This is a genomic window from Bradyrhizobium sp. HKCCYLS3013 (assembly GCF_051167615.1).
Taxonomy (GTDB): domain Bacteria; phylum Pseudomonadota; class Alphaproteobacteria; order Rhizobiales; family Xanthobacteraceae; genus Bradyrhizobium.
The window spans coordinates 168,115-184,407 of record NZ_JBNPTK010000008.1 but is presented as its reverse complement, the minus strand read 5'-3'; the positions used below and the strand labels follow the sequence as shown (position 1 = coordinate 184,407).

At 65.8% G+C, this 16,293-nt stretch carries 12 protein-coding genes; 4 read left to right on the top strand and 8 right to left on the bottom strand.

The annotated features are described in order from the left end of the window. The first annotated feature begins 34 nt into the window (after positions 1 to 34). A complete protein-coding gene (locus ACQR1F_RS16990) occupies positions 35 to 2,020 on the top strand; it encodes a cache domain-containing protein (RefSeq protein WP_315804762.1) in 1,986 nt (661 codons plus the stop codon). 16 nt (positions 2,021 to 2,036) lie between these two features. On the opposite strand, the gene ACQR1F_RS16985 is transcribed toward ACQR1F_RS16990, so the two are convergent. The 7 genes from ACQR1F_RS16985 to ACQR1F_RS16955 form a co-directional block, all read right to left on the bottom strand. Then, complete coding sequence (locus tag ACQR1F_RS16985; RefSeq protein WP_315804761.1) at positions 2,037 to 3,035, bottom strand: ABC transporter ATP-binding protein; 999 nt, start codon at positions 3,033 to 3,035, stop codon at positions 2,037 to 2,039. Beyond that, positions 3,035 to 4,033 (bottom strand): ABC transporter ATP-binding protein, encoded by a 999-nt coding sequence (locus tag ACQR1F_RS16980; protein WP_315804760.1) that lies wholly within the window; start codon positions 4,031 to 4,033, stop codon positions 3,035 to 3,037. Before ACQR1F_RS16980 ends, ACQR1F_RS16985 begins: the two co-directional genes overlap by 1 nt. After that, complete coding sequence (locus tag ACQR1F_RS16975; RefSeq protein WP_316177309.1) at positions 4,033 to 4,974, bottom strand: ABC transporter permease; 942 nt, start codon at positions 4,972 to 4,974, stop codon at positions 4,033 to 4,035. The genes ACQR1F_RS16980 and ACQR1F_RS16975 overlap by 1 nt, the downstream gene beginning before the upstream one ends. Continuing rightward, positions 4,940 to 5,899: an ABC transporter permease gene (locus ACQR1F_RS16970; protein WP_316177308.1), complete on the bottom strand. Its 960-nt coding sequence runs from the start codon at positions 5,897 to 5,899 to the stop codon at positions 4,940 to 4,942. Before ACQR1F_RS16970 ends, ACQR1F_RS16975 begins: the two co-directional genes overlap by 35 nt. 40 nt (positions 5,900 to 5,939) lie before the next feature. Further along, positions 5,940 to 7,733 carry a peptide ABC transporter substrate-binding protein gene (locus ACQR1F_RS16965; RefSeq protein WP_434913493.1) on the bottom strand — a complete coding sequence of 598 codons (1,794 nt, stop codon included), beginning with the start codon at positions 7,731 to 7,733 and terminating at the stop codon, positions 5,940 to 5,942. A 246-nt stretch (positions 7,734 to 7,979) separates the two neighbouring features. After that, entirely contained in the window at positions 7,980 to 9,773 is a 1,794-nt protein-coding gene (locus ACQR1F_RS16960) for a peptide ABC transporter substrate-binding protein (RefSeq protein WP_434913492.1), read from the bottom strand. A gap of 119 nt (positions 9,774 to 9,892) precedes the next feature. Further along, positions 9,893 to 10,150, bottom strand: a complete 258-nt coding sequence (locus tag ACQR1F_RS16955) for a DUF7662 domain-containing protein (protein WP_316177305.1) — start codon at positions 10,148 to 10,150, stop codon at positions 9,893 to 9,895. Positions 10,151 to 10,292: 142 nt separating this feature from the next. Here ACQR1F_RS16955 and ACQR1F_RS16950 point away from each other — a divergent pair, with 142 nt between their 5' ends. After that, positions 10,293 to 11,801 (top strand): sensor domain-containing diguanylate cyclase, encoded by a 1,509-nt coding sequence (locus ACQR1F_RS16950; protein ID WP_434913491.1) that lies wholly within the window; start codon positions 10,293 to 10,295, stop codon positions 11,799 to 11,801. Positions 11,802 to 11,847: 46 nt separating this feature from the next. Here the strand turns inward: ACQR1F_RS16950 and galU are convergent, their stop codons facing one another. Continuing rightward, on the bottom strand, positions 11,848 to 12,729 hold the full coding sequence (galU, locus tag ACQR1F_RS16945; protein WP_434913490.1) for a UTP--glucose-1-phosphate uridylyltransferase GalU: 882 nt from the start codon (positions 12,727 to 12,729) through the stop codon (positions 11,848 to 11,850). Between the two features lie 218 nt (positions 12,730 to 12,947). On the opposite strand from galU, the gene ACQR1F_RS16940 reads away from it, so the two are divergent. Together ACQR1F_RS16940 and ACQR1F_RS16935 are read left to right on the top strand one after the other, a co-directional pair. After that, positions 12,948 to 14,342, top strand: coding sequence for a lytic murein transglycosylase (locus tag ACQR1F_RS16940; protein ID WP_315804752.1), 1,395 nt, complete (start codon positions 12,948 to 12,950; stop codon positions 14,340 to 14,342). Between the two features lie 139 nt (positions 14,343 to 14,481). Further along, positions 14,482 to 16,209 carry a DUF459 domain-containing protein gene (locus tag ACQR1F_RS16935; RefSeq protein WP_434913489.1) on the top strand — a complete coding sequence of 576 codons (1,728 nt, stop codon included), beginning with the start codon at positions 14,482 to 14,484 and terminating at the stop codon, positions 16,207 to 16,209. Positions 16,210 to 16,293 lie beyond the last annotated feature (84 nt).

Genomic DNA, 16,293 nt, shown 5'->3' with positions numbered 1-16,293 from the left:
TGCATCTAGCTCCCTCATTTGTCCGGACCGCCCCATGGCCAAGCCGCGTTTCTCTCTCGCCCTCCGCATCTACGCGATCATCGGCCTGTCATTCTGTGGACTGGTCGGGCTCGCTGCAACGCAGAGCCAGAACCTCGAGACCGCTCTCAAGGATCAGCGGCAGAGCGAGCTGAGCCATCTGGCACAGACGGCAGTCAGCATCGCCCGCGAGGAATATGACGCGATCGCGCGCGACAAGGTGGCGCCCGAGGTCGCGCAGAAGAAGGCGGCCGAGCGGATCGGCAAGCTCCGCTACGGCAGCGGCGACTATTTCTGGATCAACGACATGGGTCCGAAGATGGTCATGCATCCGATCAAGCCGGAGCTGAATGGCCAGAACCTCGCTGACAACAAGGACCCGACCGGCAAGCGGCTGTTCGTCGAAATGGTCGATGTCGTCAAGCGTCAGGGCGCCGGCGTCGTCGACTACATGTGGCCGAAGCCCGGCAAGGATGCGCCGCAGCCGAAGATGTCCTATGTGGCCGGCTTCGAGCCCTGGGGCTGGATCATCGGCACCGGTGTCTATGTCGACGATCTCGAAGCCCAGATGTGGGAGAGCAAGCGCAGCGTGTTCATTGCCGCCATGCTGGTGATGCTGATCATCGGATCGATCACGCTGATCATCGCGCGGCGGATGTCATCGGCGCTGGCCGCGATGAGCGGCGCGCTGACCGAGCTCGGCAACGGAAACTTCGACATCAAGCTGCCGGGTCAGAACCGCAGCGACGAGCTCGGCGACATGGCGCGCTCGATCGAGCAGTTCAGGCAGAAGACCGAGGAGAAGGCGCGGCAGACCGCGATGCTCGAAGACGAGCAGCGCCAGGTCGCCGAGCGCATCAAGACCAGGGCGCTGCAGGAGATGGCCGAAGCCGTCGAGCAGGCCGCCAGCAACGCGGTCGGCGAGGTCGCGCAGGGCACCGGCCACATGGCCGACAACGCCAAGTCGATGACCGACAGTGCGCTGACGCTGGAGCGCAACTCGAGCAGCGTTGCGGCGGCGGCCGAGCAGGCTCTCGCCACCACCCAGACGGTCGCCAAGGCGTCCGCCCAGCTCGCCGCCTCGATCTCGCAGATCTCCAGCCAGGTCAGCTCGTCGCGCGAGCTCACGCGCAAGGCCGTCGCCGCCTCGTCCGATGCCCAGGCCACCATCGCGAAGCTGTCGGAGGCCGCCGACAAGGTCGGCGCCGTGACCAGTCTGATCAGCGAGATCGCCGGCCAGACCAATCTGCTGGCGCTGAACGCCACCATCGAGGCCGCCCGGGCCGGCGATGCCGGCCGTGGCTTTGCGGTCGTCGCCTCCGAGGTCAAATCGCTCGCCGAGCAGACCGCCAAGGCGACCAGCGAGATCGCGCAGCAGATTGCCGAGATTCAGGACTCGACGCGCGCCTCGGTGACCTCGATCGGGGCGATCGGCGAAGTCATCCGCAACGTCGAAGCCGTATCCTCCGGCATTGCCGATGCGATCCAGGCGCAGAACGGTGTGACCATCGAGATTTCGCGCACGGTCGAAGAGACGTCCGCCGCCGCGCGCGAGGTCGCGAGCCAGATCGCCGAGGTCTCGCGCGAGGCCAGCGAGGCCGGCCGGCGCTCGACCGACATCCGCGACGGCTCGACCGTTGTCGCCGACAAGGTACAGCGGCTGCGCACCGAGCTGGTGCGGGTGATCCGGACCTCGACGGCCGACGTCGATCGCCGGCTGTCGACGCGGCTCAACATCAATCGCCCGGGCACGCTGCAGGTGAACGGCGAAGCGATCCCCGTCACCGTGCGCAACCTCTCGCTCGGCGGCGCCCTGCTCGAAGCCGTTCCGGTTCGTCTGACGATGAACACGTCGGTGACGCTTGCCATCACCGGCATGGTGTCCGATCTGCCGGGGACCGTGACCCGCGTCGGCGACCGCACCGCGCTGGTGCAGTTCGCACTGAACCCGGAGCAATCGGCGCGGCTGACGGCGCTGGTCTCGGACCGTCAGGCGGCGTAGCGCGCCGACCTCCGCCTCAACGGAAATGGCAGGCGACGAGATGCCCCTCGGCGCTCGCCTTCAATGGCGGCACTTCCTTGCTGCAGACGTCCTTGGCGATCGGGCAGCGGGTGTGAAAGTGACAGCCCGATGGTGGATTGATCGGGCTCGGCACCTCGCCCTTGAGCCGCACGCGCTTGCGCTTGATGCTCGGGTCCGGGATCGGCACTGCCGACAACAGCGCTTCCGTGTAGGGATGTTTCGGCGCCGAATAGAGCTGGCGTGACGGCGCGGTCTCGACGATGCGGCCGAGATACATCACCGCGACGCGGCGGCTGATGTGCTCGACGACCGAGAGGTCGTGCGCGACGAATAGATAGGCGATGCCGAACTTCTGCTGCAGGTCCTCGAGCAGGTTGATGACCTGGGCCTGGATCGAAACGTCGAGCGCCGACACCGGCTCGTCGCAGATGATCAGCTTGGGCTCGACCGCGATCGCACGCGCAATGCCGATGCGCTGGCGCTGGCCGCCGGAGAACTCGTGCGGATAGCGCGTCATGTGATCGGCCTGCAGGCCGACGGTCTCCAAGAGATGAACGATGCGCGCCTCGTATTGCTGGCGTGAAGTCGCCAGCCCGTGGATCGTCAGCGCCTCGCCGATGATGGCGCCGATGGTCATGCGCGGGTTGAGCGAGGCATAGGGGTCCTGGAAGATGATCTGGATGTCGCGGCGGAGCGCGCGCAGGCCTTCGCCGGACAGCGCGATGACGTCCTTGCCTTCGAAATTCAGCTCGCCCGAGCTTGGCTCGATCAGCCTGAGCACGCAGCGCCCGGTGGTCGACTTGCCGCAGCCGGACTCGCCGACGAGGCCGAAGGTCTCGCTCGGCTCGATGTGGAAGTTGACGCCGTCCACCGCGCGCACGCTGCCGATCTGGCGCTTCAAGAGCCCACCCCGGATCGGGAACGCCTTGGTCAGGTTGCGTACGCTGAGCAGCGGCGCGGGTGCGGCGGGCGTGGCAATGGCAGCTTCGGTCATCACAGCAACGTCTCTTCGGCGCGGATGCACGCCACCTTGTGGCCGGGCTCGATCTCGCGCAGCAGAGGCTGCGCGGTCCTGCAATCGGGAATGGCGAAGCGGCAGCGCGAGGCGAAGCGGCAGCCCTCCGGCGGATTGACCAGCTTCGGCACGCTGCCGGGAATGCTCTCCAGCCGGCTCTTCCTGACCGCGTCGAGATCGATGCGCGGGATCGAGCGGATCAGGCCCTGCGTGTAGGGATGGCGCGGATTGGCGAACAGACGATCCACCGGCGCCTCCTCGGCCACCCGGCCCGCATACATCACCACAACGCGCTGGGCGACCTCGGCGACGACGCCCATCGCGTGGGTGATCAGCATGATCGACATGCCGAGCCGCTCCTTCATGTCGAGCAGCAGATCGAGGATCTGCGCCTGGATCGTGACGTCGAGCGCGGTGGTCGGCTCGTCGGCGATCAGGAGCTTCGGGTTGCACGACAGCGCCATCGCGATCATCACCCGCTGGCGCATGCCGCCGGAGAAGTGATGCGGATAATCGTGCACGCGGGCTTTCGGATTGGGGATCTGCACCAGCGCCAGCATCTCCGCCGCCCGATCCATCGCCGCCTTCTTGGACAGGCCCTGATGCAGCCGGATCACCTCCGCGATCTGATCGCCGACGGTGTAGACCGGGTTGAGCGAGGTCATCGGCTCCTGGAACACGATCGCGATCTCGCTGGCGCGGATCTTGTTCATCTCGGACGAGCCGAGCGACACCAGGTCACGACCCTGCCACAGGATCTGGCCCCCGGCGATGCGGCCGGGCGGCATCGCGATCAGCTTCAGCACCGACATCGCGGTGACGGTCTTGCCGGAGCCGGACTCGCCGACCACGCACAGGGTCTCGCCGCTGCCGATCGAGATGTCGACGCCGTCGACGGCCTGGACCTCGCCCTCGTCGGTGTTGAAATAGGTCTTCAGCCCCTTGATCTCGAGCAGCGGAGCCACGCGCGCGTCCATCACATCACCTTCCGCGGATCGAGCGCATCGCGCAGGCCATCGCCGATGAAGTTGATCGCGATGACCGTGAGGAAGATCGCGCCGCCGGCGAACAGCGCCCAATGCGGCGCGATGTCGAGATAGTCCTTGGCGTCGAACAGCAGCCGGCCCCAGGTCGGAATGTCCGGCGGGAAGCCGAGACCGAGGAACGACAACGTCGATTCCGCGATGATCGCCGCCGCGACGTCGATGGTGCCGGCGACGATCACGGGTCCCAGCGCGTTCGGCAGGATGTGGCGGACGACGAGACGGGCGTTGGAGGCGCCGAGCGCGCGCGCGGCCTCGACGAACTCCTTCTCGCGCAGCGACAGGAACTGCGCGCGCACCAGCCGCGCCACCGGCATCCAGCGGAAGCCGCCGATCACGAGCACGATCAGGACGAAGGTGCCGCCCTCCGGCCCGACAAGGCCCTTCAGCAGGTCGCGGAACAGATAGATCACGAGCAGCAGCAGCGGCAGCTGCGGCAGCGACAGGAACAGGTCGGTCAGCCACATCAGCGCGGCATCGACCGGCCCCTTGGAGTTGCCGGCAATGGCGCCGATGACCACGCCGACGAACAGGCCGACCGCCATTGCCGCAAAGCCGACGGCGAGCGAGATGCGGCCGCCATAGATCATGCGCGCCAGGAGATCCTGCCCGAGATCATCGGTGCCAAACGGATGGTCCCAGGACGGCGCCGCGAGCCGCGCGGTGAAATCGATCTCGTTGATCGGCACGCGCCAGATCCACGGGCCAACGACGATCGCAAGCGCCAGCAGCGCCAGCACGACAATACTGACGGCCGCGAGGCGGTGACGCAGGAAGCGCCTGACCGCATCTCGTCCGGGCGAGAATCGGCGCTTCGTCGAAGCCGGCGCGAGCGGCGTCTCAACGGAAGGAGATGCGTGGGTCAAGCCAGCCATACAGGATATCGGCGATAAGGTTGAATAGGACGACGAGGCAGGCGAACACGAAGGTCACCGCCATGATGACGGGCGTATCGTTCGCGAGGATCGCGCTGATCAGGAGCGAGCCGATGCCGGGAATGCGGAATATCTGCTCGGTGACGATGGCGCCGCCGAACACAGTCGGCATCTGCAGCGCCACCAGCGTCACCACCGGAATCAGCGCGTTGCGCACCACGTGCTTGACAATGACCTTGCTCTCGTCGAGCCCCTTGGAGCGCGCCGTCGTGACGTAATCGAGCTTGATGACGTCGAGTACGGCCGAACGCACGTAGCGCGTATACGACGCGGCCTGGTAGAGGCCGAGCACGGTAACCGGCATCACCGCCTGCTTGAAGTTTTCCCACCACCACATCCAGCCCGTGGCCTGGATGTCGGCACGATAGACGAATGGCAGCCAGCCGAGATTGACGCTGAAGATCAGGATCAGCAGCAGCCCGGTAAAGAAGGTGGGCAGCGAGAAGCCGATGAAGGCGAAGGTGTTGGCGATCTGGTCGAAGATCGAATAGGGCCGGCGTGCTGCAAGCACGCCGACCGGAATCGCCACGATCAGCGCGAGGAGCTGAGCGGTTCCGACCACGTAGAGCGTAGCCGGAATGCGCTGCAGGATCAGTGTGTCGACGTTGACGCGGCTGGCGAAGGAGAAGCCCCAGTCGCCATGCATCATCGCAATCAGCCAGTGGAAGTAGCGCACCATGATCGGGTCATCCATGCCGAACTTGACGCGCAGCGCCTCGCGGACCTCCGGGGGAATGTTCGGGTTGCTCGCGAGTTCGCCGAACGGATCGCCCGGTGCGAGCGCCAGCAGCACGAACAGGATGACGCTGATGCCGAGCAGGCTCGGCACCGCGACGATGAGGCGCCTGAGGAGGTAGTTTCCCATCGCTCAGCCTCTAGGATGTCTAATCATGCTGGTGGCGCAATCAGGTCTCGCGATACCAGTTGGCGATCTGCCAGAGATCGTTGTCCCAACCGCTCTTGTTAGCGACCATCCCGTTCTTCAACCCGATGCAGTTGCGGCGATTGATCTCGGGCAGGATGTAATTGTCCTGAACGACGAGATCGTTGAGCTTAATGAACAGCGCCGCGCGCTTGACCGGGTCGAGCTCGCTCGAGGCCTGCTTGTAGGTCTCGTCATATTCCTTGTTCTGCCAGCGCGAGACATTGCGGCCTTGCCACTTGTTCTCCTTGTTCGAGACCTCCCATGAGGTGAACTGGTTCATGAAGAACTGCGGATCCGCCTGCGGCATGGTGGTCTGGTACATCTCCATGTCGCAGTAGAAATGGGTGTAGGTGTCGGGGTTGGCCGCGTCGGAGGAGAAGAACACCGACGCGACGACCGATTTCAGCTCGACCTCGATGCCCGCCTTCTGAAAAGCCTGCTTGATGATCGCCTGGTTCTTCTGGCGCGGCGCGTTGATCGACGTCTGGAATACCAGCTTGATCGGCTTGCCGTCCTTCTCGCGAATGCCGGACGAGTTCTTCTTCCAGCCCGCCTCCTCCAGGATCTGATTGGCCTTGTCGATGTTGAACTCGAACTTGTTGTTCGGCGAGCGGAAGCGCTCGGGATTGTTGAGGAAGTTGGGCGTCGCGACGCCAGCGCGCCCGTAGATGAACTTCTGCACCGAGGCGCGATCGATCAACAGGTTGATCGCCTTACGGACGGCCGGATCGGAGAACACCGGATGCTTGGTCTTGATGCTCGCGCGCTCGCCGTCGACCTCGGTCCAGGGATCGGTGACGTTGAGCGCGATATATTCAATGTGACCGGTCACCGTAAGCTGCGCCTTGCCCTGGCCGCCGGCCTCCAGCTTGGTCAGGATCTCGTCCTCGACCTGGAGATTGTAGGCGTAGTCGTATTCACCGGTCTGCAACACCGCGCGTGCCGCCGACACCGCGTCGCCGCCGCCCTTGACCTCGACCGTGTCGAAATAGGGCCGGTTTTCCTGATGATAATCGGGGTTGCGCTTGGCGGAGATGGAATCGCCGGGCTTGAAATCGACGTAGACGTACGGGCCGGTGCCCACCGGCTTCAGATTTGCCGGCGCCTCACGCGACTTGCCGCCGATATAGTCGGCGAACAGATGCTTCGGAATCACCGGACCGTAGGCTGCGACGAAGGCATCCGCCCAGAACGGCGTCGGCTGCTTGAACGTCAGCTTGACAGTATGGTCGTCGATCTTCTCTGCCGATTTGATACCCCGGTAGCTGCCGATCGAAACCGCAGCGGTGTCGGGATTGACGGAATATTCCCAGTTGAAGATCACGTCGTCTGCGGTGAACGGCTTGCCGTCGTGCCATTTCACGCCCTGCTTCAGCTTCCAGGTGACCGACAGGCCGTCGGCGCCGAGCAGGCCGTTCTCCTTGCTCGGAATCTCGGCCGCGAGAATCGGCACGAGATTGCCGTCGGCGTCCCAGCCGGCGAGCGGCTCGTAGAACAGCCGGCAGGCCTCCTGATCCTTGGTGCCGTTGGCGAAGTGCGGGTTGAGCAAAGTCGGCGCCTGCCAGAACAGCAGCTTGAGCGGGCCGCCGCCGCCGGCCTTGGTCGGCTTGTATCCGATCGGCTCGGCGGCCATCGCAACGCCGGAATGGGCGAGCATCGCGCCGGCCATCGGCGCGGTCAGCCCCACGGCAATCATCCGCTGCACAAATTCGCGCCGTGACAGGCGTCCTGCTTTGACATCAGCGATCTGGCTACGGAGGTCACGCTCGTTCATTCATCGACTCCAAGGTGGTGCTGAATGCCAAAAACGCGTCCCCGTCATGCATCGATCGGGAACTGCACAAAATTGGATCAGCCTTCGAAGCGACTGTCAAAGCAGAATCCGGGCCAATTCCGCAATAAAGAATGGATCGATTGTCGCACTTCGCAGATGCGGGAAGAATGACTGCCAGAGCATCCCGGAAAATGGAACTATGTCGTCAACGACGGTCGCCCCGCACCGGGACGCCGTAAGGAGTGCTCAGCTCTCGCGATACCAGTTGGGCAGCTGCCAGAGGTCGTTGTCCCACCCCGAGGAATGGGTTTGCAGACCCTTGCGGATGCCGCTGACGCGCGGACGATTGAGCTCCGGCAGCACGTGACGACCGGCGCAGACCGTGTCGTTGAGCTTGATGTAGAGCGCCGCACGCTTCACCGGATCGAGCTCGCGCGTGAGCTCGTTGTAGAGATCGTCATACTCCTTGCTCTGCCAGCGCGAGATGTTGCGACCCTGCCATTTGTTGGCCTTGCTCGCCACTTCCCACGACACGTACTGAGTCATGAAGGCCTGCGGCTCGGGCGACGACATCGTGATCATCAGCATTTCCATGTCGCAATAGAAGTGCGTGTAGGTGTCGGGATTGGCGACGTCGCTGGAGAAGAACACCGAACCCACCACCGACTTCAGCTCGAGCTCGATGCCGGCCTTCTGGCAGGCCTGTTTGACGATCGCCTGGTTCTTTTGCCGCGGCCCGTTGGTGGAGGTCTGGAAGACGAGCTTCAGCGGCTTGCCGTCCTTCTCCCGAATCCCGCTCGTCCCCTTCTTCCAGCCGGCGTTCTCCAGGATCTCGTTCGCCTTGTCGATGTTGAACTCGAAGCGCGTGTTGGGCGAGCGATAGCGCGCGGGATTGTTGACGCAGTTCGCCGTGGCGATGCCGCCGCGGCCATAGACGAATTTCTGGATCGATGCGCGATCGATCAGGAGGTTGATGGCCTCGCGCACCGCCGGGTCCGAGAACAGCGGGTGCTTGGTCTTGAGGCTCGAGCGCTCGCCGTCGACCTCGACATTGGGATCGGTGGCGTTGAGCAGGATGAATTCGAGATTGCCGGTCGGCACGATCTCGGCGACGCCGGTGCCGCCGGTCTCCAGCTTGGCGAGGATCTCGTCCTCGACCTGCAGATTCCAGGCGTAGTCATATTCGCCGGTCTGCAGCACCGCGCGTGCCGCCGATACCGCGTCGCCGCCGCCCTTGATCTCGAGCGTGTCGAAATGCGGCCGGTTCGGAACGTGGTAGTCGGGATTGAGCCTGCCGGTCAGGATGTCGCCCGGCTTGAAGTCGACGAACAGATAGGCGCCGGTTCCGACCGGCTTGAGATTGTTCGGCGCCTCGCGCGACTTGGCGCCGATGTAGTCGCCGAACAGATGCTTCGGAATGATGGCGCCGCGGCCGCCGACGAACGGCGTGAACCATTGCGGCGTCGGCTGGCTGAACACGAGGCGAACGGTGTGGTCGTCGATCTTCTCGATCGTCTTGATGTCCTTGTAGTCGCCGATGGTGACCGCGGACGTCTCTGTGTTGATGGCATATTGCCAGTTGAAGATCACATCGTCGGCGGTGAACGGCTGGCCGTCGTGCCACTTCACGCCCTGCTTGAGCTTCCAGATGACCCAGGTGCCGTCGGCCGCGACGGTGCCGTTGGCCACGCTGGGAATCTCGCTCGCCAGCACCGGGACGAGATTGCCGTCGGCGTCCCAGCCGGCCAGCGGCTCGTAGAAGGCGCGCGCGGATTCCTGGTCCTTGGAGCCGATGGCAAAATGCGGATTGAGCAGGGTTGGCGCCTGCCAGAACAGGAGCTTCAGCGCGCCGCCGCCACCCGCCTTGGTCGGCTTGTAGGGGAATTCCTGCGCCGCCATTGCCACTCCCGAATGCGCCAGCATCATGCCGGCCAGCGGCGCCGTCAGTCCGGCCGCCAGCATCCGCTGCACGAAGTCACGGCGCGATAGCCGCCCGTCCTTGACCGCGGCGATCTCGTGGCGCAGGTCCTGCTCGTTCATGTACGTCTCTCCAGATCCTCGGTCACAATGCGGGCTCGATCGCGCTCTGAAAGCTCAACCACACTGCAGCACCGCCCGGAAAGCAGGATGTAGGCCAATTGCGCGGACACTGATGCAGCTCAGCGCTCCGGCTTCAGCTTGCGGAAGCGGACGCCCTTGCCATCGGGCAGCCGGGTCGCGACATAGCCTGCCGCCAGGCAGGCCTCGCGCTGCGGCATCTTCTCCTGCGGACTCCGCAGGCTGTCCCACCACGAGGCGCGCTGCGCGGCGCGCGGCAGGCCGTCGCCGATCAGCTCCTCGATCTCCTCGAGGCTGAGCACCAGTTCGGGGCGGGTCTGCCGCTTGAGATAGTCTCGAAGCGCATCATAGTCCGGCAAGTCTCGACTCCCTCATACCAGCGCGTGTGCGGCCGCCTTGACGACAGGCGCAGCGAACGCAACCGCTCGTTAACCTAACATGCGTTACTTCGGCCTGATCCGTCAGTCTACGGACGGGGTTTCACGGGGACGGGACGAGCCGATGCGCTGGACACGCCGAACGGGCCGGGCGACGCAGCCTTGGCGGCTCTCGGCGCGCACGCTGATCACCAGCTCCATCTCGACCATCATCGGTTTCTCCGCCATCTGCGCCAGCGTCATGATCGACCTGCGCCGGAGCGAGGAGGTCCGCGCCCGGCAGGCGCTGGAGAACATGGCCGCCAGCATCGGCGCCGACATCAGCCGCAACGTCGAGCTCTACGATCTCTCGCTGCGGGCCGTGGCCAGCAACATGTTGCTGCCCGAAATCAACGAGGTCAGCAAGCCGGTCCGCCAATTGATCCTGTTCGACCGTTCGTCCACCGCGAAGAATTTCGGCACCATCCAGGTGTTCGATGCCCGCGGACGGCTGTCGCTCGAATCGTCGACGCTCGACCCGCTGCCGGAGGACCGCAGCGACGCCGATTTCTTCCAGGTGCATCGCGACGGGCCCGACACCGGGCTCTATGTCGGGCGGCCCGCCCAGCATCATGGCCAATATTCCATCGTTCTCAGTCGCCGCATCTCGACGCCGGACGGACGCTTCGCCGGCGTCGTCGCCGGCTCGATCCGCCTCGGCTATTTCCGCGACCTGTTCGCGCGGCTCACGCTCGGAACGGGCGACAACATCACCGTGCTCCGGCGCGACGGCACCGTCATCGTCGGCGCGCCATTCGATCCTGCCGCGATCGGACGCAACCTGGCGCGGGCGCCGGCCGTGACCCGCGCGCTCACCGAGCCGGCCGGCTGGTCGAGCAGCCATGGCGCGCTGGACGATCTGCCGCGGCTCCTGGTCTGGCGCAACGGCACCGAGCCGCTGGTCGTGATCGCCAGCAAGTCGTGGGACAGCGTCTTCGCCTATTGGCGCAACGAAGCTGCGCAGATCGGCGCGATGATGCTGGCGCTGATCGTGTTCGTCCTGGCCGCGACGCAGGTCGCCGCGCGCGAGATCCAGCTCCGGGCGAAGGTCGAATCCAGACTGGAGCAGCTCGCCACCACCGATCCGCTGACGGGTCTGAAGAATCGGCGCAAGTTCGACGAGACCATCGAGCTCGAATGGCGGCGGGCGCAGCGCGCCGGCGCGCCGCTGGGGCTCTTGATGATCGATGCCGATCACTTCAAGAGCTACAACGACACCCACGGGCACCAGGCCGGCGACCAGGTGCTGGTCGGCATTGCCGTGTGCATTTCCGATTCGGTGCGGCGCGCCGGCGATTGCGCCGCGCGCTATGGCGGCGAGGAGTTCGCGGTGCTGCTGCCGGGGACCTCGGAAGCGGATGCGCTGCGCGTCGCGGAGACGATCCGCAGCAAGGTCAAGCTGTGGGCGGGAGAGGCGTGCACCACCTCGATCAGCATCGGTGCCGCCAGTGTCACGCCGTCGCGCGACACGGATTGGACCGGCCTGCTCAATGCCGCCGACCGCGCCCTCTACATGGCCAAGGCCGCAGGCCGCAACCGCTGCGCCAGCGCAGCGGTGCATAACCCGTCACCCGCGGCCTCGCTGGCGGCGTGATGCCACCAACTGTCTCGAAGGCGCGGCATTTCTCGTCGGCTGGGCCTCAGCCCTTGCCGTCGAGATAGCGCTTCATGTCCTCGCGCAGGCCATCGCGCAGGTCGGGTCGCGCCATGGCGAAGGCGATGTTGGCCTTCAGGAAGCCGGACTTCGAGCCGCAATCGTGCCGCTCGCCGTCGAAATCCACGCCGTAGAATTTCTGCGTCTTGGACAACCCGATCATCGCGTCGGTGAGCTGGATCTCGCCGCCGGCGCCGCGCTCCTGCGTCGCCAGGATCTTGAAGATCTCCGGCTGCAGGATGTAGCGGCCGGTGATCGAGAAGTTCGACGGCGCGGTGCCCTTGGCCGGCTTCTCGACCATGCCGTCGACCTCGAAGATCTTGCCGTCACGCTTGCCGACGCCGCAGATGCCGTATTGATGGGTCTGGTCGGCCGGCACCTCCTGCACCGCGAGCAAATTGCTCTTCTCGGGCAGCTTGTTCGCGGCGGCGATCATCTGCGCCAGGCACCCCGGCGCGTTCAGCACCAGTTCGTCCGGCAGCACCACCGCGAACGGTTCGTCGCCGACGATGTCGCGCGCGCACCACACGGCATGGCCGAGCCCGAGCGGGGCCTGCTGGCGGGTGAAGCTGACGGCGCCAGCCTCCGGCTGGTCGCGCGCCAGGATTTCCATCTCGGTCTTCTTGCCGCGCGCCGCGAGCGTCGCGTCGAGCTCGTACATGCGGTCGAAATGATCCTCGATCGCGGTCTTGTTTCGCCCGGTCACGAACACGAAATGCTCGATGCCCGCCTCCTTGGCTTCATCGAAGACGTATTGGATGAGCGGCTTGTCGACGATCGTCAGCATTTCCTTCGGCATCGCCTTGGTGGCGGGAAGGACGCGGGTGCCGAGACCGGCGACCGGAAAAACGGCTTTGCGGATCTTCATGGGGATGACTAGACCTTGTGGCGATATGAATGCGAAATCGATCGCATTTTAGGTAGCTCGTTTGCAGCCGAGAACAAAGGCGGATGTTGGTCCGGTGTTCCGCTCGACATGGACCGAACGGCTAAATTTCGCTGCGGAAATCGTTAACCTTGTTAATCTCCCGTTAAGCAGGACCGGGCCTCGTGGAGGCCGATCTTCCATGCGATCTGGATCGAGACATGATGCGACGGAACGTGATGCTGACAGCTCTGAAGGCGGGTGCCGGCGCGGCGGTTCTGGTCACGGCGTTGACGGTGGTGTCCGGTTCCGCTGTCGCGCAATCCGGCGGCGGGCCGCTGAACTTTCTCGACGGCCTGTTCACGGGCACCTTGACCAAGGGCAACCCCGCCCCCAACCAGCCCCCTGCCGCCGGCGGGCCGCAGCCGTGGAGCGGCGAGGACGGCGCCTCCGGCCATCCGCTGATGACGGCGGCGGCGATCCGCGAGGCCGCCGGCAATTTCGACAATTGCGTCGCCGGCATGTGGCCAGATGCCGCAAGGCGCAACATCACGCAGGACAATTTCCAGCGCTTTACCGCCGGCCTGTCGCCGGACCTGCGCATCATGGACCTGCTCGACGCGCAGCCCGAATTCACCAAATCGATCTGGGACTATCTCGACATCCTGGTGAACGACAACCGGCTGGCGAAGGGCCGCGAGGTGCTGGCGAAGTACAAGCCGCAGTTCGATGCGGCCGAGCGCGCCTACGGCGTCGACCGTTACATCGTCGCTTCGATCTGGGGCATCGAGTCCAACTACTCGACCCAGATCGGTGACCGCAGCGTGCTGCAGTCGACCGCGACGCTCGCCTGCATCGGCCGCCGCCAGGCCTATTTCAAGGATGAGTTCCTCTCCGCCCTGGAAATCCTCAATCGCGGCGATCTGCGCCCCGAGCAGCTGCGCGGCTCCTGGGCAGGCGCCTTCGGCCCGACCCAGTTCATGCCGACCGCGTTCAAGCGCTTCGCCGTCGATGCCGATGGTGACGGCCGCCGCGACGTCGTCGACAATCCGGCCGACCTGATCGCCTCGACCGCCAACAATCTGAAGAAGGACGGCTGGCAGAGCGGCCAGAGCTGGGGCTACGAGGTCGTGGTGCCCCAGGGCTTCAACTACATGCTCGCCGACCGCGCCAAGAGCATGAGCTTCCGCCAGTGGGAACAGCTCGGCCTGCGACGGGCCAATGGTCAGCCGTTCCCGACTAGCGCCGAAAAGGCCTATCTGCTGGCGCCGGCCGGCGCCCAGGGCCCCGGCTTCCTGATGCTGCAGAACTTCCGCGTCATCATGAAATACAACCCTGCGGAAGCCTATGCGCTGGCGATCGGACACTTCGCCGACCGCCTGCGCGGCGCGCCGCCGTTCGTTCAGGCCTGGCCGCGCGAGGAGCGAACGCTGTCGCGCGGCGAGCGGCTCGAGCTGCAGCAATTGCTCGCCGAGCGCGGATTTTACCGCGGAACGCCGGACGGCCAGTTCGGTGGCCAGACGCGCGAGGCGCTGCGGAACTTCCAGGCCTCGATCGGGGCGCCGGCGGACGGATTTGCCACCTCGGACGTGCTCGAACGGCTGCGGGCGCGCTGATCGCAGCCCAACCTGCCCTGCCGGTAACCTTCTGGGGTGATTACCGGCGCCGTCAACACCATCCGGTGAATGCCCGTTTGCGGCCTGATTCGCGTCCTATTATATGGATCGTCACGATCACGCCGCGCGACGAGTGCGCATGTCAAAGCTGAAGTCCATCCTCAAGCTGTTGAACGAGCCCGGCCCGCTGGTCGTGCTGGCGGTCGTCATCGCCATGCTCGTCGGCATCGCCGGCCCCGCCTCGGCCCAGTTCTTCAACTTCAACCCGTTCGCTTCGCCCCGCCCGACCCCGCGCGGCGGTGGAGGTGGCGGAGGCTGGTTCGGCGGCGACTTCTTCGCTCCGTTCCCGCAGCAACAGCCCAAGCGGGTGATCCAGGACTATTCCAAGGCGCCGCCGCCGGAGAAACGTGACGGCGCGCCGGACCGCTACGTGCTGGTGCTGGGCGACGCCATGGCCGACTGGCTCGCCTATGGCCTGGAAGAGGCCTATGCCGAGCAGCCCGACATGGGCGTGACCCGCAGGATCAGGACCACGTCGGGCCTCATCAAGTACCAGCCCAGGGGCGAGCCGGCCGACTGGGCCGCCGCCGCCAAGGGCATCCTGGCGACCGAGCGCGCCGACGCCATCGTCATCATGCTCGGCCTCAACGACCGCATCTCGCTGCGCGAGCCTGCGGTGGAGAAGACCGAGAAGCCGGACGACAAGAAGGGCGACAAGGCCAAAAAGGATGCCAAGGCCAAGCCCGGTGAGGCCAAGCCGGGCGAAGCCAAGCCGGACGGCAAGGCCGACACGGCGGCCAAGCCCGACGACAAGGCTGCCGATACCGATCTGCCGCAGGACGAGGTCGACAACGACACGCCCGCGGTCGCGGCACCGGAGAAGGCCGCCCGCTCGCCGGGCGGCCTCTATGAGTTCCGGGACGAGCGCTGGGTCGAGCTGTATGCGAAGAAGATCGAGGAGATGATCGCGATCGCCAAGAGCAAGGGCGTGCCCGTGCTCTGGGTCGGCCTGCCCGCGGTTCGCGGTCCCAAGGGCACGGCGGACACGCTGTTCCTCGACTCGCTGTATCGCGATGCCGCCGGCAAGGCCGGCATCACCTATGTCGATGTCTGGGACGGCTTCGTCGACGAGTCCGGCCGCTTCCTGCAGAAGGGCCCGGACTTCGAGGGCCAGATCCGCCAGTTGCGCTCCTATGACGGCGTCTATTTCACCAAGCCGGGCGCGCGCAAGCTCGCCCACTATGCCGAGCGAGAGATCAACCGGCTGCTCGCGGCCCGTTCTGCGCCGCTCGAGCTGCCAAACGAGCCGGCGACGCCGGACGCCAATGCCGTGCCCGGCCAGCCGGCGCCGCGGCCGGTCGCCGGCCCGATCCTGCCGCTGGTGGCGTCATCCGTCGGCACCGACCAGTTGCTGGGCGGCCCCGGCTCCCGACCTGCGGCGGTCGACGCGCTGGCGGCCCGAACCCTGGTCAAGGGCGAGGCCCTGAGCCCGCCGGCCGGCCGCGCCGACGATTTCGTCTGGCCCCGCCGCGAGGTCGGCCGCGAACAGGCCAAGGAGCCGCCGAAGGAGCTGACCCGGCCCGAAGCGCCGATGGCAGCGACCACGCCGGCGGAAGCAACGCCGGCCGCGCCGACACCGGCGCCACCGAGACAGAAGCGGCTGACCGCGCCGACGGCCCCCGGCCAGCAGCCGCCAGCCCAGGCACAGCAGCCGAATCAGCCAGGTCAGGGCGTCCGTGAATTCTTCGGCTTCGGCGCGCCTCAGCAGCCGGCACGGCCCCCTGCCGCGCGCAATCCGAACGTGCCGCCGCGGCCGCCAGCATCGGTCGGCCGCTCGGCGGCAGCGCTGGAGTCCCAGGGACGCTGATCGTGGCCGCGCCTGAGCGCCAGGGGTGATCGACGCGATCGTCCGAAACGAAATGCCCACAACAAGATCGGCCCGCATTCGCGG